15 protein-coding genes and 3 tRNA genes are annotated in these 17974 nt (G+C 63.9%); 13 read left to right on the forward strand and 5 right to left on the reverse strand.

Features of this window, described 5'->3' with window-relative positions:
- Nucleotides 1-166 precede the first annotated feature (166 nt).
- The 6 genes from rluD (at nucleotide 167) to ACVRRC_RS19540 (ending at nucleotide 5039) form a co-directional block, all read left to right on the forward strand.
- Nucleotides 167-1141 (forward strand): 23S rRNA pseudouridine(1911/1915/1917) synthase RluD, encoded by a 975-nt coding sequence (gene rluD / locus ACVRRC_RS19515; RefSeq protein ID WP_011914661.1) that lies wholly within the window; start codon nucleotides 167-169, stop codon nucleotides 1139-1141.
- Complete coding sequence (gene pgeF / locus ACVRRC_RS19520) at nucleotides 1138-1875, forward strand: peptidoglycan editing factor PgeF (protein WP_472997392.1); 738 nt, start codon at nucleotides 1138-1140, stop codon at nucleotides 1873-1875. Before rluD ends, pgeF begins: the two co-directional genes overlap by 4 nt.
- Before the next feature lie 169 nt (nucleotides 1876-2044).
- Entirely contained in the window at nucleotides 2045-4609 is a 2565-nt protein-coding gene (gene clpB / locus ACVRRC_RS19525; RefSeq protein WP_020305930.1) for an ATP-dependent chaperone ClpB, read from the forward strand.
- A gap of 187 nt (nucleotides 4610-4796) precedes the next feature.
- A tRNA-Asn gene (locus ACVRRC_RS19530) sits at nucleotides 4797-4872 on the forward strand.
- A 9-nt stretch (nucleotides 4873-4881) separates the two neighbouring features.
- Nucleotides 4882-4958 (forward strand) — tRNA-Pro (locus tag ACVRRC_RS19535).
- Between the two features lie 5 nt (nucleotides 4959-4963).
- Nucleotides 4964-5039: transfer RNA gene (locus ACVRRC_RS19540), tRNA-Lys, on the forward strand.
- A 117-nt stretch (nucleotides 5040-5156) separates the two neighbouring features.
- On the opposite strand, the gene ACVRRC_RS19545 is transcribed toward ACVRRC_RS19540, so the two are convergent.
- The 3 genes from ACVRRC_RS19545 to ACVRRC_RS19555 all read right to left on the reverse strand — a co-directional run bounded on the left by ACVRRC_RS19545 (nucleotide 5157) and on the right by ACVRRC_RS19555 (nucleotide 9053).
- The gene (locus tag ACVRRC_RS19545; RefSeq protein WP_011914657.1) at nucleotides 5157-6452 is read right to left on the reverse strand and encodes an NAD(P)/FAD-dependent oxidoreductase; all 1296 of its coding nucleotides are present in this window, start codon (nucleotides 6450-6452) and stop codon (nucleotides 5157-5159) included.
- 53 nt (nucleotides 6453-6505) lie between these two features.
- Nucleotides 6506-6679, reverse strand: coding sequence for a DUF3094 family protein (locus ACVRRC_RS19550; protein WP_017244511.1), 174 nt, complete (start codon nucleotides 6677-6679; stop codon nucleotides 6506-6508).
- A gap of 115 nt (nucleotides 6680-6794) precedes the next feature.
- Nucleotides 6795-9053 carry a DUF1631 domain-containing protein gene (locus ACVRRC_RS19555; RefSeq protein WP_048329919.1) on the reverse strand — a complete coding sequence of 753 codons (2259 nt, stop codon included), beginning with the start codon at nucleotides 9051-9053 and terminating at the stop codon, nucleotides 6795-6797.
- Nucleotides 9054-9478: 425 nt separating this feature from the next.
- On the opposite strand from ACVRRC_RS19555, the gene nadC reads away from it, so the two are divergent.
- Complete coding sequence (gene nadC / locus ACVRRC_RS19560; protein WP_017244509.1) at nucleotides 9479-10327, forward strand: carboxylating nicotinate-nucleotide diphosphorylase; 849 nt, start codon at nucleotides 9479-9481, stop codon at nucleotides 10325-10327.
- A gap of 40 nt (nucleotides 10328-10367) precedes the next feature.
- Here nadC and ACVRRC_RS19565 read toward each other — a convergent pair whose 3' ends face one another.
- The gene (locus tag ACVRRC_RS19565; protein ID WP_013984067.1) at nucleotides 10368-10796 is read right to left on the reverse strand and encodes a Z-ring associated ZapG family protein; all 429 of its coding nucleotides are present in this window, start codon (nucleotides 10794-10796) and stop codon (nucleotides 10368-10370) included.
- 138 nt (nucleotides 10797-10934) lie between these two features.
- On the opposite strand from ACVRRC_RS19565, the gene ACVRRC_RS19570 reads away from it, so the two are divergent.
- The 3 genes from ACVRRC_RS19570 to zapE all read left to right on the forward strand — a co-directional run bounded on the left by ACVRRC_RS19570 (nucleotide 10935) and on the right by zapE (nucleotide 14229).
- Entirely contained in the window at nucleotides 10935-11561 is a 627-nt protein-coding gene (locus ACVRRC_RS19570) for an alpha/beta hydrolase (RefSeq protein ID WP_020305933.1), read from the forward strand.
- A gap of 51 nt (nucleotides 11562-11612) precedes the next feature.
- Entirely contained in the window at nucleotides 11613-12971 is a 1359-nt protein-coding gene (locus ACVRRC_RS19575; RefSeq protein ID WP_013984065.1) for a tryptophan--tRNA ligase, read from the forward strand.
- A gap of 163 nt (nucleotides 12972-13134) precedes the next feature.
- A complete protein-coding gene (gene zapE, locus ACVRRC_RS19580) occupies nucleotides 13135-14229 on the forward strand; it encodes a cell division protein ZapE (protein ID WP_045159692.1) in 1095 nt (364 codons plus the stop codon).
- Between the two features lie 143 nt (nucleotides 14230-14372).
- Here zapE and ACVRRC_RS19585 read toward each other — a convergent pair whose 3' ends face one another.
- A complete protein-coding gene (locus ACVRRC_RS19585) occupies nucleotides 14373-15362 on the reverse strand; it encodes a GlxA family transcriptional regulator (RefSeq protein WP_013984063.1) in 990 nt (329 codons plus the stop codon).
- A 154-nt stretch (nucleotides 15363-15516) separates the two neighbouring features.
- Here ACVRRC_RS19585 and nfi point away from each other — a divergent pair, with 154 nt between their 5' ends.
- From nfi to ampE, 3 genes are all read left to right on the forward strand, one after another.
- The gene (gene nfi, locus ACVRRC_RS19590) at nucleotides 15517-16242 is read left to right on the forward strand and encodes a deoxyribonuclease V (protein ID WP_045159691.1); all 726 of its coding nucleotides are present in this window, start codon (nucleotides 15517-15519) and stop codon (nucleotides 16240-16242) included.
- A 103-nt stretch (nucleotides 16243-16345) separates the two neighbouring features.
- Nucleotides 16346-16897, forward strand: a complete 552-nt coding sequence (gene ampD, locus ACVRRC_RS19595) for a 1,6-anhydro-N-acetylmuramyl-L-alanine amidase AmpD (protein ID WP_011914648.1) — start codon at nucleotides 16346-16348, stop codon at nucleotides 16895-16897.
- 15 nt (nucleotides 16898-16912) lie between these two features.
- The gene (gene ampE / locus ACVRRC_RS19600) at nucleotides 16913-17749 is read left to right on the forward strand and encodes a regulatory signaling modulator protein AmpE (RefSeq protein ID WP_019405338.1); all 837 of its coding nucleotides are present in this window, start codon (nucleotides 16913-16915) and stop codon (nucleotides 17747-17749) included.
- The last annotated feature ends 225 nt before the right edge of the window (nucleotides 17750-17974 follow it).

The following is a 17974-nucleotide window of genomic DNA, read 5'->3' on the forward strand; positions in this document are numbered from 1 at the left end:
GGAGCCGTCCTGTTATGATGGGCGCCCCGGTGCGCCGGGACAAAGACGCCGTATTTAAACACAAGCGTGTAGCCGAAACCAAAGGCCGCTCCGCCATCTGCGGTCCTCCGGGCATCCATCAGCAACGGATGTCGCTCGCCTCTCTCTGACGAATCTATCTCGCCGTATGTCCACGATCTCCAAACAGGCCATTCAACTCCGTGCCGAGGTGCCGTTTGACCTAGGCGGGCAACGTCTCGATCAGGTCGCGGCGCAGCTCTTCTCCGAACACTCGCGTTCGCGCCTCGCGGCCTGGATCAAGGATGGTCTGCTGACGGTGGATGGCGCCGTGCTACGCCCTCGCGACACCGTGCATGCCGGTGCGGTGCTCGAGCTGAGCGCCGAACAGCAGGCGCAGGGCGAATGGGTGGCGCAGGACATTCCGCTCGACATCGTCTATGAAGACGACCAGATTCTGGTGATCGACAAGCCGGCCGGGCTGGTGGTGCATCCGGCGGCCGGGCATGCCGACGGCACGCTGCTCAACGCGTTGCTGCATCACGTACCTGACCTGATCAACGTGCCGCGCGCCGGCATCGTTCATCGTCTGGACAAGGACACTACCGGGCTGATGGTGGTGGCCAAGACGCTGCAGGCACAGACCCGCCTAGTGGAGCAGCTGCAGGCGCGCAGTGTCAGCCGTATCTACGAAGCCATCGTCATCGGCGTAATCATCACCGGCGGCACCGTGGATGCGCCGATCGGCCGTCACGGCCAGCAGCGCCAGCGCATGGCGGTGGTGGAGGGGGGCAAGCCCGCGGTCAGTCACTATCGTGTGCTCGAGCGCTTCCGCTCGCACACCCATGTGCGGGTCAAGCTGGAAACCGGGCGTACCCACCAGATTCGTGTGCACATGACCCACCTCGGCTACCCGCTGGTGGGCGATCCGCTGTATGCCGGGCGTTTCCGTATTCCGCCAGCTGCCAATCCGACACTGGTGCAGACGCTGCGCGAGTTCCCACGGCAGGCGCTGCATGCCCGTTTCCTCGAGCTGGATCATCCGGTGACCGGGCAGCGCATGAAGTGGGAGTCGCCATTGCCGGACGACTTCGTCTGGCTGCTGACGCTCCTGCAACAGGATCGCGAGGCCTTCGTCGGGTGACTGTCGGCAACGAGAATTGGCTGTTGCCCGACTGGCCGGCGCCGGCACGCGTTCGTGCCTGCGTGACGACCCGCCAGGGGGGTGTCAGCGCGGCTCCGTTCGACAGTTTCAATCTCGGCGATCATGTCGGCGATGATCCGGCTGCGGTGGCCTGCAATCGCCAGCATCTGCGCGATGTGTTGGGTTGCCAGCCGATCTGGCTGGAACAGGTGCATTCCTGTGTGGCCGTGAACGCAATTCCCGGCGTCTGCGCCACTGCCGATGCCAGCTGGAGCGAGACGCCGGGCGAAGCCTGTGCGGTGCTCACCGCCGACTGCCTGCCGGTGCTGTTCTGCGATCGCGCCGCCAGTCGTGTCGCGGCGGCGCACGCCGGCTGGCGCGGGCTGGCTGGCGGCGTGCTGGAAGCAACGCTCGAGGCGCTGGCGATTCGTGCCGAAGACGTGCTGGTCTGGCTGGGACCGGCGATCGGGCCCGCTGCCTTCGAGGTGGGGGGCGAGGTGCGCGAGGCATTCGTCGCGCAGCACCCGGCGGCTGCGGCGACATTCGTGCCGAGCCGCAACGAGGGGCGCTTCATGGCCGATCTGTATCAGCTTGCGCGCATTCGCCTGGCTGCGGTCGGAGTCGAAGCCGTCTACGGCGGCGGGCTGTGCACCTTCAGCGATCCGCGTTTCTATTCCTATCGCCGTGCCTCACGCACGGGGCGCTTCGCCAGTCTGATCTGGCTGCAGCCTTAGCCCTACCTAGCGGTTCGATAGCGCCGTGACTCCGCGGTCCCGGCATGACCTGCATCAATGTCATCCGCCTTGAATCTCCAACAATCATCCTCATCTATGCTCCATCTCGCGGGTTATTTGTAAGGCGCGATTCATGGTGCCGGCCCGCTTTACCTGAGGATGAACATCCATGCGTATCGATCGATTGACCAGCAAGCTCCAGCTTGCGCTCTCCGATGCCCAATCCATTGCCGTTGGCCTGGATCACCCCTCCATCGAGCCGTTGCACCTGATGCAGGCCCTGCTGGAGCAGCAGGGCGGTTCGATCAAGCCCTTGTTGATGCAGGTCGGCTTCGACATCAACGCGCTGCGCCAGGCCCTGACCAAGGAGCTGGACCAGCTGCCCAAGCTGCAGAACCCCACCGGTGACATGAACCTGTCGCAGGATCTGGCGCGTCTGCTCAACCAGGCCGATCGCCTCGCCCAGCAGAAGGGCGACCAGTACATCTCCAGCGAACTGGTACTGCTTGCCGCGCTGGACAACAACACCCGTTTGGGCAAGCTCCTGCTGGCCCAGGGCGTGAGCAAGAAGGCCCTGGAGAACGCCATCAGCAACCTGCGCGGTGGCGCGGCGGTCAATGACCCCAATGCCGAGGAGTCGCGTCAGGCATTGGACAAGTACACCGTCGACATGACCAAGCGCGCCGAGGAGGGCAAGCTCGATCCGGTGATCGGCCGTGACGACGAAATCCGCCGCACCATTCAGGTCCTGCAACGGCGCACCAAGAACAACCCGGTGCTGATCGGCGAGCCCGGTGTCGGCAAGACCGCCATCGTCGAAGGACTGGCCCAGCGCATCGTCAATGGCGAGGTGCCGGATGGCCTGAAGGACAAGCGTCTGCTGGCGCTGGACATGGGCTCGCTGATCGCCGGTGCCAAGTTCCGCGGCGAGTTCGAGGAGCGTCTCAAGGCCGTGCTCAACGAGCTGTCCAAGCAGGAAGGCCGAGTCATCCTGTTCATCGACGAGCTGCACACGATGGTCGGTGCCGGTAAGGCCGAGGGCGCCATGGATGCCGGCAACATGCTAAAGCCCGCTCTTGCCCGGGGTGAGTTGCACTGTGTCGGCGCCACCACCCTCGACGAGTACCGTCAGTACATCGAGAAGGATGCCGCCCTGGAGCGCCGCTTCCAGAAGGTTCTGGTGGACGAGCCGAGCGAGGAGGACACCATTGCCATCCTGCGCGGCCTCAAGGAGCGCTACGAGGTGCACCACGGCGTGACCATCACCGATGGCGCCATCATCGCCGCGGCCAAGCTCAGCCATCGCTACATCACGGATCGTCAGCTGCCGGACAAGGCCATCGACCTGATCGACGAGGCCGCCAGCCGCATCCGCATGGAGATCGACTCCAAGCCGGAAGAGCTGGATCGTCTCGACCGCCGGCTGATCCAGCTGAAGATCGAGCGCGAGGCGCTGAAGAAGGAGGACGACGAGGCCACCAAGAAGCGCCTGGCCAAGCTTGAGGACGATATCGCCAAGCTGGAGAAGGAATATTCGGATCTGGAGGAGATCTGGAAGTCGGAAAAAGCCGAGGTCCAGGGCTCCGCGCAGATCCAGCAGAAGATCGAGCAGGCCAAGGCCGACCTCGAGGCGGCGCGGCGCAAGGGCGACCTGGCGCGCATGGCCGAGCTGCAGTACGGCATCATCCCAGACCTCGAGCGCAGCCTGGAAATGGTCGACCAGCACGGCAAGAAGGAAAACCAGCTGCTGCGCAACAAGGTGACCGATGAGGAGATCGCCGAGGTGGTCTCCAAGTGGACCGGCATTCCTGTGTCGAAGATGCTCGAAGGCGAGCGGGACAAACTGCTGCGCATGGAAGACATGCTGCACACACGTGTCATCGGCCAGCATGAGGCGGTAGTGGCAGTGGCCAATGCCGTGCGCCGGTCGCGCGCCGGGCTGGCCGACCCGAACCGGCCGAGCGGTTCCTTCCTCTTCCTCGGCCCGACCGGTGTGGGTAAGACCGAGCTGTGCAAGGCACTGGCCGAATTCCTCTTCGATACCGAAGAGGCGATGATCCGCATCGACATGTCCGAGTTCATGGAGAAACATTCGGTCGCGCGTCTGATCGGCGCACCGCCGGGCTACGTCGGCTACGAGGAGGGCGGCTACCTGACCGAGGCAGTGCGTCGCAAACCCTACTCGGTCGTGCTGATGGACGAGGTGGAGAAGGCTCATCCGGACGTGTTCAACGTGCTGCTGCAGGTGCTCGAGGATGGTCGTCTGACCGACAGCCATGGGCGGACCGTAGACTTCAAGAACACCGTGATCGTCATGACCTCGAACCTGGGCTCGGCGCAGATCCAGGAGCTGGTTGGCGACCCCGATGCGCAGCGCGCTGCGGTGATGGATGCGGTGGCGCACCACTTCCGTCCGGAGTTCATCAACCGTATTGACGAGGTGGTGGTGTTCGATCCGCTTGGTCGCGAGCAGATCGCCGGCATCGCGGAGATCCAGCTGGGCCGGCTGCGCAAGCGCCTGGCCGAGCGCGAACTGAGCCTGGAGCTGAGCCAGGAGGCGATGGACAAGCTGATCGCCGTCGGCTACGACCCGGTTTACGGTGCGCGGCCGCTCAAGCGCGCGATCCAGCGCTGGATCGAGAACCCGCTGGCGCAGCAGATCCTCGCGGGTCAGTTCGCCCCGGGCAGCAGCGTCAAGGCTCGGGTGGAGGGCGAGCAGATCGTCTTCGATTGAGGCCCAGGGCAATCCGCATGGCATGACGAATGCCATGCGGTCGTCCGATCAACGGGTCGCGGCCGCGCGCCGGACGCAAACTGTTGTCGCTAATCGCATTTTTAGGGTTGACAGCAGGGTTTGGAACCGTAAAATGGCGCGCCTCTGAGGCGGGAACGTAACGCCAAGGAGCTGGAATGCTAGTTGTTCCGCGATAGCTCAGTCGGTAGAGCAAATGACTGTTAATCATTGGGTCCCTGGTTCGAGTCCAGGTCGCGGAGCCAAATTCCAATCGGGGTATAGCGCAGTCCGGTAGCGCGCCTGCTTTGGGAGCAGGATGTCGGGAGTTCGAATCCCCCTACCCCGACCATTTTTGGGTCGTTAGCTCAGTTGGTAGAGCAGTTGGCTTTTAACCAATTGGTCGTAGGTTCGAATCCTACACGACCCACCATACAGGCTTGCTCGGCAAGCATGAAAAGCTGGATGTCCATACGGGCATCCGGCTTTTTTATTGCCTGCCGTTTAGTGCTTGCCAGATGGCGCACCGCTCGGGTGCGCCATCAATGCGTCAATGGAGCTTCAGGCGTGGTTCGGTACTACGGCTGAGCTTGTCGCCCAGCATCATCAGCAGCGTGCGCGGCATGCCGTACAGTGCGATCTGGTGCATGCGGTACAGCGAGATATAGAACATCCTCGCCAGCCAGCCCTCGAGCATGACGTTGCCCGTCAAATTGCCCATCAGATTGCCCACGGCCGAGAAGGTCGAGAGCGATATCAGCGAGCCGTAATCCTTGTAGCGGTAGGTCGGCAGGGGTTTGCCTTCCAGTCGGTTGCGGATCGACCGGGCCAGCATTGACGCCTGCTGGTGGGCTGCCTGGGCGCGAGGCGGCACGTTCCGGTCGCTGTCCGGCTGCGGGCAGGCGGCGCAGTCGCCGAAGGCGAATATGTTCTCGTCGCGGGTGCTCTGCAGGGTGGGGTGGACGACCAGTTGATTGATCCGGTTGGTCTCCAGCCCATCGATTTCATGCAGGAAGGCGGGCGCCTTGATGCCGGCCGCCCAGACTTTGAGGCTGGCCGGCACGAATTCACCCTGCTTGGTGTGCAGGCCGTCGGCGGTGACTTCGCTGACCGCTGCGCCGGTCAGCACCTTCACACCCAGGTCGAGCAGTGTCTGGTGTACCGGTTGGCTGATGCGCTCGGGCAGTGCCGGCAAAACCTTCGGGCCGGCCTCGATGAGCGTGATCTTCACATCTTCCGGCTTGATTCCATCGAGGCCATAGGCGGCCAGTTCCTTGGCTGCATGCAGCAGTTCGGCGGCCAGTTCGACACCAGTGGCGCCAGCGCCGACGATGGCCATGCTGATGCCGCTCGGCCCGGTTTCACCGGCATGTGCCTTCATGTAACGGCTCAGCAGCTGGCGATGGAAGCGTTCGGCCTGCTCGCGGGTATCCAGGAAAATGCAGTGCTCGGCGGCCCCGGGGGTTCCGAAATCGTTGGTCGTGCTGCCGACCGCTATCACCAGGGTGTCGTAATTCAACGCACGCGAGGGCACGAGCTCCACGCCGAACTCGTCGCGTGTGGCTTCCAGGCGGATGCACTTGTTCGCACGGTCCAGGCCGGCCATGCGGCCCATCTGGAACTCGAAGTGATTCCACTTGGCTTGCGCCACATAGTTGAGCTCGTCGGCTGACGAGTTCAGCGAGCCGGCTGCCACTTCATGCAGCAGCGGCTTCCAGATGTGGGTGAGATTCGCGTCGACCAGGGTGACCCGGGCTTTGCCGCGCTTGCCCAGGGTTCTACCCAGGCGGGTAGCAAGCTCCAGGCCGCCAGCGCCGCCGCCGACGATTACGATTCGATGTGACATGGGAATGACTCATAGCTGCAAGAGAAACGGCGGCGCGACGGGGCGAGCGAGGCTCAAAGCACCAGGCGACTCAGGAGGCGGCTCAGAAGCCCGAGGCCGACTACCACCGCCAGCACGACGAGCAGCAGGATCCAGGGGCGAAACGGCTGGCGTTCGACCTGATGCTGCGGGGCGCGGAGGTATTCATCGACGCGCTGCTGGTCTTCGGGGTTCAGGCGGCTGGGCATAGGCACCTCGAGTAGAATGCAGGCATTCTAGCTGCGCGGGGTCAAAAGCCAAGCGCGAAGTGCGGCGCTTTGCCGCGCAGGGAAGGAGCATGCCGGCAGGCATGCTCGGCGCGGATCAGGTGTTCTTCAGCTTTCGCAGGTTGCCGATCACTGATTCCAGGGCTCGGTCGAACAGCAGGGTATCGTTGAGCAGGCGAATGGCGCCGCGCTGGAACTCGCTGGCCAGGCCCATGCGGGTCTTCTCCAGGACCTTCATGCCGGTGCGGTTGACGAAGATGTACTTGCCGGTGGGCTTGATCACCGCGGCCAGCTTGCAGCGCAGCTTGTGCTCTTCATCTTCCTGGAATTCCACCCAGCTGCCGACTCTCAGATTGTCCACCTGGATCAGCGCTTCGTCGTTGTCCGGCAGGCTGATTTCAGGCTCGGGCTCGCGGCTCTCGCCGGGTGCCAGCAGCACGATCTCGTCCACCACCTCGACCATGGCCGGCGCAGCCTCGACCGCTGCAGCGGTGATCAACTCGCCTGACGCGTCAGCGGCCGGTCCGGATGCGCCTGGAGTGGCTTGCGGTTGCTGAATGCGCTGCAGGGTCTGTACGTGCAGTGCTTCGAGCTGGGTGAAGAAGTCGCCGGTGGAGAAGGGGTCGAACGCGGCGCTGACCAGCCCCTCACGCAATGCCTTGAGCAGGCTCGGGACCAGCTCCAGCAGACGCGCGCGGGATTCGTCGTCCTCGTGGGGAGTCACGCTCCACACAAGGTCATCCATGGTGTCCAGGGCTGCCTGCCATTCCTCGGACTGGGTGCCGTGCTTCAGGCAGGTAAGCAGCAAAACCTTGCTCCAGGCCTCCTGCAGCAGGCGCACCACCACTTCCGGCAGCGTCTTGCCCAGCAGGCGCTGGTTCAGCGCGTGCTCGACTTCCTGGCGAGCGATTTCAGCCTTGGCGCGACCCTCCTCGGCGTCACGGGTGCGCTGCTCGAGCAGTTCGCTGCGGCGTCGCTCGTCACCGATGAAGGCGAGGAAATCGGCCAGCAGCTCGGAGAAGATCGCCGGATCATCGACGAAGTCATTGAGCAGGCGGGCCACAATCTGCTCGATCTTTTGATAGAGGCTGTCGCGTTGCGCCTCGTCCTGATCGCCCCAACCCATCGCCGCCGACGCGATTTCGTTCAGCAGGCGGCGCGCGGGGTGACTGCCGCGGCTGAAGAAGGTCTTGTCGATCACCGCGACCTTGAGCAACGGGATCTGCAGGCGCCCGATCAGAGCCTTGAGAGAATCCGGCAGGGTACGGTCGTCGAGAATGAACTCGAACAGCATGGAGACGAGGTTGATGACGTCGTCATCGATCTCGCCAACCACCCGCGATTTTCCGGTCTTGGCACTTACCCGGCTCAGCAGGCTGCCGAGCTGCTCTTGCAGATCGAAATCGTCGACCGTCTGTGGCGCGCGGGTCTGCATGTGCGACAGCAGGCGGAGCAGGTCTCCGCTGGAGATCGGGATGGCGTCGCTGGGCACGTTGCGGGCAGGCAGAACACTGCTGCCGCGCAGGTCGGACAGCAAGTTGTGCAAGGCGCTGAAAGCGGCTTCCTGTAGCCCCTCGTCGACATGGACCGGCTGGCTATGCGTCGCTGGCGAGGTGTGACTGGCAGCCGGACCGCCCGGGCGCTGCTGTCGGCGCGGCGGCGCAGACTGGAGTTCGGGCAGGATGCCGGCAGCCACCAGGGTCTGATTGGCTTCGGCATATAGCTGGTCGATATCGCCAAGAACATGCTTCTCGAACAGCTTGAAGATGATCAGCTTGACCTTGATCTGCACGCCCAGGCTGCTGCTGGCTTCGATGAAATAGTCACAGAGCGCATGAGGGCCGAGGGGGTTGCTCTTGTCGTCGAGCTTCTTGCTGATCAGCGCGTTCATGCGCGTGGTCAGGTGGCCCAGCGGCTGGGCGGCACGACTCATGACCTTGGCGACCATGGTGTCGACGGCTACGGATTCTTCCAGCTCGTCGTTCTGCACCAGGGAAAGGCTGTCGAAGGAGACGGCATCCAGCGCGGGCGGCTTGCCGATTTCATACTGGTTGAGCTTGGCGAATGCTTCGAACAGCTGCTGCAGGAAGCCGCGTTCGATGTTGCGGCGCTTCATGCGCAGGTCGCGCATAGCCTCGAAAAAAGCGTTCTGTTCGGCGTTGCTGGTCGCGCGATCGGCGATCTCGAAGAGCGAGTCATCGGCGTTGTCGAACAGCGATTGCAGCGCCTGACGCAGTTGCTGGGCGGCCTTGTCGCGCACGCTGATGAGCGCCACCGGAAGGCGGCCTGCCGGTGAAGACGGCTTGTGCTCAGGGGCAACCTTGTTCAGGTGCACCACTTTCGCATCGGTTCGCATCGAGACTCTCCTGCGGTCGCCTGCTTTGCGGCGGTCACAACGCTTGAATTCGGCAGCGTCTTATATAGGTAACCAAGTCGGCAGGGCAAGGCGGAAGGTACCGGGCGAGCCCGCAATCTTGTGCGGGTTTCTTCTGTCGAACCGGATCCAGACGCAGCATAGCCGAGCGCTTTGATTTTACAACGACGCCTCGTCAGCAAGTATCGTCAGTTAGGTGGCGTCAATATTCTTGGAGGGGATTATAAGCATTGTGCTCCCCTGCCAAGGTCAGTTTTTCATTGGACATGACCTGGCTCACAGATGCTCGCAGGTTTTCCGCCAGGAGGTAAAAAAAGCCGGTCGAGCGATCCGTAGGCTGTCGGCAGCTTGACGCTGCCGCGGTCGGTGCGAGCCTTTATACTCCGCGCAAACTCGAGGAGCCCGACATGCCGAATCTCAGCCTTGCCGATCTATCCGCAGAAATTGATGCCAATGCACGCCGCGCCTTAGCCGAAGATGTCGGCAGCGGAGATATCACCGCGCAGCTGATCCCTGCCGAGCGGTTGGCACATGCCTCGGTCATCACGCGCGAGGCGGCGGTGATCAGTGGAACCGCATGGGTCGACGCGGTGTTCCGGCAGGTGGACTCTCGGGTCGCAGTCCACTGGCAGGTCGCCGACGGGGACCGGGTGGAGGCGGACAAGGTGCTGTTCCACCTGGAAGGGCCGGCTCGGGCGTTGCTGACCGGCGAGCGCAGCGCGCTGAATTTCCTGCAGATGCTGTCGGGGGTGGCCACTCGTTGCCGACACTACGCCGACATGGTCGAGGGCACGGGCGTGCGCCTGCTGGACACTCGCAAGACCATTCCAGGCCTGCGCCTGGCACAGAAGTACGCCGTGACCTGCGGGGGCTGCCATAACCACCGGATCGGCCTCTATGACGCTTTTCTGATCAAGGAGAACCACATCGCCGCCTGTGGCGGGATCGCCGAGGCGGTGGCGGCTGCGCATCGCATCGCGCCGGGCAAGCCGGTGGAGATCGAGGTGGAGAGCCTCGACGAGCTCGAGCTGGCGCTGGGGGCAGGGGCGGATATCGTCATGCTCGACGAACTGACGCTTGACGACATGCGCACGGCCGTGGCGATCACGGCGGGCCGGGCCAAGCTCGAAGCATCAGGTGGAATCAGCGACGACACGCTACGCAGCGTTGCACAAACCGGCGTGGATTACATTTCGATCGGGGCGCTGACCAAGCATGTACAGGCGGTGGACCTGTCGATGCGCTTGCGTCAGTAGGAGAGGGGCGCCTGGCGCAGTGGCTGCGCCAGGCGATGGATCAGTGACGGCTCTTCAGGCCGAAGTTTTCGTGCAGCGTGCCGGGGGTATCGTCGCCTTTGGGAGCGTAGTCCTTGGGCGGTTCGGTGAAGGCCGGCGAGGAGAGCCGCTCGCGCGAGCCATGGTTTTCCTCGTGCAGGGCGGCCATCAGGCGCTGGCGGGTCTGCTCGTCGAGCGCCAGGCGGCTGGCACCATCGGACAGGTGTTCCTGGATGTCCTGGTAGTTCTGGGTGAGCTTGCGCAGCAGGCTGGCAGTGGTGTTGAAGTGGGTGACCACTTCGCTCTGATAGGTGTCGAAGCGCTCTTGCAGGTCGTCGACCTGACGCTGTGTGCGGTTGGGTGCGCTGCTGCGCGCCACCAGATAACCGATGGCGATGCCGGCGATCAGGCCGACGATCGGGAGCAACCAGGTCGCGAGGGTCTGTTCCACGAGTCCTTCCTCTATATAAACGGCTGTGCTTACGTTAACGTCTCGTACCTGCTCTGTATACCGCAACGCGAGGCGGCGGTTATCGGCAGCTAGTTAGCAAGACGAGTCGACTCGTCCCAAGGTCACGGAGTTCCTGTTTTGTTGAAACGCGAAGAGCCCCTCTCTATCGATGGCCCCTGCGGGGTGCTGGAAGCGCTGTATTTCGATCAGCCGCAGGCCCGCGGCCTGGCGCTGATCTGCCATCCGAACCCGGTCAAGGGCGGCACCATGCTGAACAAGGTGGTCTCGACCCTGCAGCGCACCGCGCGGGATGCCGGCTACAGCACGCTGCGCTTCAATTACCGGGGTGTCGGCGGCAGTGCCGGCGCGCATGACATGGTCGAGGGTGAGGTGGATGACGCCGAGGCCGCGCTGCGCTGGCTGCGCCAGCAGAACCCCGAGCTGCCGCTGACGCTGCTGGGGTTCTCCTTCGGTGGGTTCGTTGCCGGCAATCTGGCCGGCCGATTGAACGCCGAGGGCGTGACGGTGCAGCGGTTGATGATGGTGGCTCCGGCGGTGTCGCGTCTTGCGGCGCTGTCGTTGGCTGAAGATTGTCAGCTGACGATCATCCAGCCGGAGCAGGACGAGGTGATCGATGCCGAGTCCGTGTATGCCTTTTCTGCGCAGCTGCAGCACCCCCACGAGCTGCTGAAAGTGGCAGAATGCGGCCACTTTTTTCACGGCAAGCTGGTGGAGCTGAAGGAACTGGTCGTCCCGCGGCTTTGATGCTGCGTGCCAATCCCCTCCGTCGCGCTGCAACGATTCGAGAATGACTGCATGACTACCCGCATCCTGACCGGTATCACCACTACCGGTACGCCGCATCTGGGCAACTACGCCGGAGCGATCCGCCCGGCCATCCTCGCCAGCCGCGACGCGGCCGCCGATTCGTTCTACTTCCTCGCGGACTACCATGCGCTGATCAAGTGCGACGATCCGCTACGCATCCAGCGCTCGCGTCTGGAAATCGCCGCTACCTGGCTGGCCTGCGGCCTTGATGCCGAGCGCGTGACCTTCTACCGCCAGTCGGATGTGCCTGAGATTCCCGAACTGACCTGGCTGCTGACCTGCGTCACCGCCAAGGGCCTGCTCAACCGCGCCCATGCCTACAAGGCGTCGGTGGACAAGAACGTGGAGAACGGCGAAGACCCGGATGCCGGAGTCACCATGGGCCTGTACAGCTATCCGGTGCTGATGGCGGCGGACATCCTGATGTTCAACGCGCACAAGGTGCCGGTGGGGCGCGACCAGATCCAGCATGTGGAAATGGCCCGTGACATTGCCCAGCGCTTCAATCATCTGTTCGGCAACGGCCGCGAGTTCTTCACCCTGCCCGAAGCGGTGATCGAGGAGAGCGTCGCCACGCTGCCCGGGCTCGATGGGCGCAAGATGTCCAAGAGTTACGACAACACCATCCCGCTGTTTGGCAGTGCCAAGGAGCTGAAGGCAGCGATCGCACGCATCGTCACCGACTCGCGCCTGCCGGGCGAACCGAAGGATCCGGACAACTCCCACCTGTTCACGCTTTACCAGGCCTTTGCCACCGCGCAGCAGCAGGCTGACTTCCGCCAGGAGCTGCTCGATGGCCTGGCCTGGGGCGATGCCAAGCAACGTCTGTTCGAGCTGCTCGACAACGAACTGGGCCAGGCGCGCGAGCTGTATCACCAGCTCATCGCCAAGCCGGCCGAGCTGGAAGACATTCTGCAGGCGGGAGCGGCCAAGGCACGCCGGATCGCCACACCATTCCTCGGCGAGTTGCGCGAGGCGGTGGGGCTGCGCAACTTCAGCAGCGAAGTGAAAAGCGCGGCGCCGACCAAGAAGAAGTCCAGCAAGACCGCTCGTTTTGCCAGCTTCCGCGAGGCCGATGGCGCCTTCCGTTTCCGCTTCTTCGCCGCCGACGGCGAGGAGCTGCTGCTGTCCCGTCCGCTGAGCAATCCGAAGGCCATCGGCAGCCTGACCCAGCGCCTGATCGCCGGCGGCCCGGATGCCCTGGAACTTCGCGAGGACGAAGGTGATCAATTCACCCTGTGGCTGGACGACGAATGCATCGCCGACAGCCCGCACTACGAGAGCGCCGAAGCGCTCGACGCCGCCATGTTGCGGGTGCGCGAGGCGCTGGCCACGCTTGTCGAGTAACGCTGCTGGCAGGCCGGGCGCGGCCGATGGGTGCGCTCGGCGACGCGGTGATTTCCAAGTACGGGTGTCCCAGGAGGGCTGACGCTTGAACGACCTGAGTAAATTGCCAACCACCGAGGGCGCCGCTAAAGTGGCGGCCCCGTTTCACTACCCAGACTCCGCCATGACTCCTCTTGAGCGCTATCAGGCCGACCTGAAACGTCCTGACTTCTTCCACGATGCCGCCCAGGAAAACGCGGTGCGTCACCTGCAGCGTCTGTACGACGACCTAGTCGCCGACGATCGCAGCAAGAGCGGCCTGCTCGGCAAGCTGTTCGGCAAGAAGCAGCAGGGTCCGATCAAGGGCATCTACTTCTGGGGCGGCGTCGGCCGCGGCAAGACCTACCTGGTGGATACCTTCTTCGACGCGCTGCCTTTCGAGCAGAAGATGCGCACGCACTTCCACCGCTTCATGAAGCGCGTGCACGAGGAAATGAAAACCCTCAAGGGCGAGAAGAACCCGCTGACCATCATCGGCAAGCGCTTCGCCGACGAGGCCCGGGTCATCTGCTTCGACGAATTCTTCGTCTCCGACATCACCGATGCGATGATTCTCGCCACGCTGCTCGACGAGCTGTTCAAGAACGGCGTGAGCCTGGTGGCGACGTCCAACATCGTGCCGGACGGCCTGTACAAGGACGGCCTGCAGCGTGCGCGCTTCCTGCCGGCGATCGACCTGTTGAAGAAGCACACCGAGATCGTCAACGTCGACAGCGGCATCGACTATCGCCTGCGTGCGCTGGAGCAGGCCGAACTGTTCCACTTCCCCCTCGATGCCGAGGCCGAACAGAGCCTGGAGCGCAGCTTCAAGAGCCTGCTGCCGGAGAACTGCCGGGTCGTGAACAACGACGCGCTGATGATCGAGAACCGTGAAATCCGCGCGGTGAAGACCGGCAACGACGTGGCCTGGTTCGAGTTCCGCGAGCTCTGCGACGGGCCGCGCAGCCAGAACGACTACATCGAGCTGGGCAAGATCTTCGGTGCCATCCTGCTGGCCAACGTCGAGCAGATGAACGTCGCCAAGGATGATATGGCGCGTCGCTTCATCAACCTGGTGGACGAGTTCTACGACCGCAACGTCAAGCTCATCATTTCCGCCGAAGTGGAACTGAAGGACCTCTACACCGGCGGCCGTCTGGAGTTCGAATTCCAGCGGACCCTGAGCCGGCTGCTGGAGATGCAGTCCCACGAGTACCTGGCGCGTCCACACAAGCCCTGACCGTGAGCCGGTCGCGAAGACCTGTTCTTCGCGGCCGGGGCCTCCCCCACGATTACTGCGCTGGTGTCGGAGCGGTCTTCCTGCCAGGCCGCGCGCTGCAATCGGCAGCCCGCTTCAGCACGCATGGCTTTTCCGTGTTTGCCCTAGGATGCCGGCCGATACTTCTGCCGATAGTGGTTCGGCGATAGCTCCGTGTGCTGGCGGAACAGGCGGGCAAAAAAGCTGGCATCGTCGTAGCCCACTTCGTAACTGATCGTCTTGATGCTCTTGCCCGTAGTGGCGAGCAGGCTCTTGGCCGTCTCGATGCGCAGGCGTTGCAGATAGTGCAGCGGCTTGTCGCCGGTGGCGGCCTGAAAGCGCCGCATGAAGTTGCGGATGCTCATGCCGTGCTGGCGGGCGACGTCCTCGAAGCGGAATTTCTCTGCGTAGTTGGCCTCAAGCCATTCCTGGATCTGCAGGATGCGGGTATCCAGGTGCAGCTTCTGCCCGCCGAAGCCCAGTCGGCCCGGGCTGTAGCTGCGCTGCAGTTCGAACAGCACATCGCGCGCCATGCCCTGAGCGACATGGGCGCCGCAGAAACGCTCGATCAGGTACATGTACAGGTCGCAGGCCGAGGTCGTGCCGCCGGCGCAGTAGAGGTTGTCGCTGTCGGTGAGGTGCTTGTCGGCGCTGAACTGCACCCCGGGAAAGCGCTCGGCGAACTCCCCGGCGAAGCGCCAGTGGGTGGTCGCCTCGCGGCCTTCCAGCAACCCGGCCTGGGCCATCCAGAAAGCTCCGGTGGCTTCGCCGCAGATGACGCTGCCGGCGGCATGGCGTTCGCGCAGCCAGCGGGCGACTTGCGGGTAGCGCGCGCAGAGCGCGTCGAAATCGCCCCAGAACGCCGGCAGGATCAGCATGTCGGCATTGTCCAGCGCGCCATCCACGGCAATGCTGGTTCCGCTGAAGGTGCTCACCGCACCGCCGTCCGGGCTGACCAGGCGGGTTTCGAATGCCGGTTTGAGGTCAAGGCCGAGCTGGCGGCCGTAGCGCAGGCTAGCCATATGGAAAAAGTCCTTGGCCTGCATGAGCGTCGAGGCGAAAACCCCTTCGGTGGCCAATATGCTGACGCGCTGGATCGAGGCGAGATGGGTCATACGATTCTAATTATTGTGGGATTTCAGGGTAAATCAGCCGTGCGGTGGCTGGAGCGTCCTATTTTTCCAGGGCAAAGTCCAGTACGAACTCAGCGCGTCGCGTTGAACGGCGTGGGCGGTGCGGCGTCGAATCGCTGATGCAGAGGAGCGAAACATGAGCCAGATCAGTCACTATCCCGCTGCCCCGTTCGGCGACTGGGATGGCAGTCCTGCCGCGGCACGAGCGATGCAGCTGACGCTGGCTGCGCAGGTGCGGCTGCAGGACGATTTCCCAGCGCTGCGCCTGATCGCCGGGGTGGATGTCGGCTTCGAGGACGGCGGCAGCATCACCCGGGCGGCAGCGGTGCTGCTGGATGCCGATACCCTGGAACTGGTGGGCAGCAGCCTGGCGCGAATCCCCACCAACATGCCGTACGTGCCCGGCCTGTTGTCGTTTCGCGAGCTGCCGGCCGTACTGCAGGCGCTGGCGGAATTGCCGGCAGTTCCCGACCTGATCTTTTCCGACGGCCACGGCATCGCCCACCCGCGGCGCCTGGGCATCGCTGCGCATCTGGGCGTGGTGACCGGCCTGCCCACCATTGGCGTGGCGAAGAAGCTGCTCACCGGCGAGCATGACGAGCTGGACCTGCAGCGCGGTGCCCGGGTGGCGCTGCGCGACAAGAAGACCGGCGAGGTGATCGGCTGTGTACTGCGTAGCAAGGACAAGGTGCGGCCGTTGATCATCTCGCCGGGCAACCGGGTCAGCATCGCCACGGCGCCGGAGCTGGTCATGCGCTACGTGACCCGCTACCGCCTGCCGGAACCGACGCGCCTGGCCGACCGGCTCGCCTCGCGGCGCGAGGAGAAGGCAGCCAGTCGGCGGCTGGCCGCGCTCAGGTAAGAGCGGGACACATCAGGCCATACTGGCGCCGGACGCTGCGCTTGCAGCGGGTGTCATGCAGGCGCTAGCCTGCTCGCCTGCCTTCAGCATGGGCCTTCCCACGATGCACCTGGATTCCGCCACCGGCTGGTGCCATGGCGTGCGCCACTGCCCCTCGCCGAACTTCAATCAGCGCCCGGCCGGCGAGATTTCCTTGCTGGTGATCCACAACATCAGCCTGCCGCCAGGCCAGTTCGGTACCGGCAGGGTTCAGCAGTTCTTTCAGAACTGTCTGCAGTGCGACGAGCATCCTTTCTTCGAAGAGATCGCCGGGCTGCAGGTCTCCGCACATTTTCTCATCGAGCGTGATGGCGCCATCACTCAGTTCGTCTCCTGTCTGGATCGGGCCTGGCATGCCGGTGTGTCCTGCTTCGACGGCCGCGAGGGCTGCAACGACTTTTCCATCGGTATCGAGCTGGAAGGCACCGACCACGAGCCGTTCAGCGAGGCGCAGTACCAGGCGCTGATCGAGCTTTGCCGGCTGCTGCAGTGTGCATATCCGGCAATCACGCCCGAGCGTGTATGCGGCCACAGCGACATCGCGCCGGGACGCAAGACCGATCCGGGGCCGGCCTTCGACTGGCTGCGCCTGCGGGCGGCCTCCATTACCTGCTGACGAAAGGAAGGAACGATGAGTTTTCTGGTGATCCTGCTCGTGCTGCTGGTGGACAAGTTCTCCGATTGGCGACCACGCCTGCAGCACGACGGCCCCTGGCTGACCAGGCTGCGTCAGGCCGAAGCCACTCCGCGCCTGCGGGATGCGCCCTGGCTGACGCTGCTGCTGTTGGTCGTGTTGCCGGTGGTGCTGCTCGGTCTGCTGCTGGAGGTCCTGGAGCCGCTGGCCTATGGCTGGCTGGCCCTGCCGGTGCACTTGCTGGTACTGCTCTACAGCCTCGGCCGCGGTCACGCCAAGGCCGAGCTCGGCGCCTTCCGTGATGCCTGGCGGCGCGGCGACGAAGAAGCCGCGGCACTGGCTGCCGAGCGCGATGCCGGCCTGCGCGAGAATGACCCGGCCAGCCTGATGCACGCGGTGCAGACGCGACTGTTGTGGAAGAGCTACGAAGGCTTCTTTGCCGTGATCTTCTGGTATCTGCTGCTCGGACCGATGGCGGCTCTGGCTTATCGGCTGCTGGCGTTGTGCGTCGAGCACGCCCAGCAAGACGGGCTGCGCGAACGCGCCGAGCAGTTGCGACATGCGTTCGACTGGCTGCCGGTGCGTCTGCTGCTGGGGAGCTTCGCCCTGGTCGGCAATTTCGTCGCGGTCAACCGCGCGCTGCTGCACGAGCTGCTGAGCTGGGACGTGTCGGCCCGGCGCCTGCTGGCCGACGCCGGGCCCCTTGCCGCCGACCTGCCCGCTGCGATCGACGGCGAAGCCGGCATCGCTCGCCTCGACGGCCTGGCGGCGTTGCTGGTACGCACCCGCGTGCTGTGGTACGCGGTGATCGCGGTGCTGACGCTGCTGGCCTAGTTTGTGTAAACCTGGCCCGCACAGCGGGCACAGGCCACTCGCTTGGCGTTCACTGACGCATTTCTGAATACGCCGCCATACGGCCGCTGTATGGCGCAAACCGGCTCGCAACGCTGCAGAGCTCAGGCTAGACGCTTCGCAGCTCGGGCGACCGCTGGTCGTTGGCGAGCCATCAGTTAGCCATTACCTTAAGTTACAAATTCCGCTACCGATATCCCGTATAAC

The sequence above is a fragment of the Stutzerimonas sp. LR2 genome (assembly GCF_055755175.1).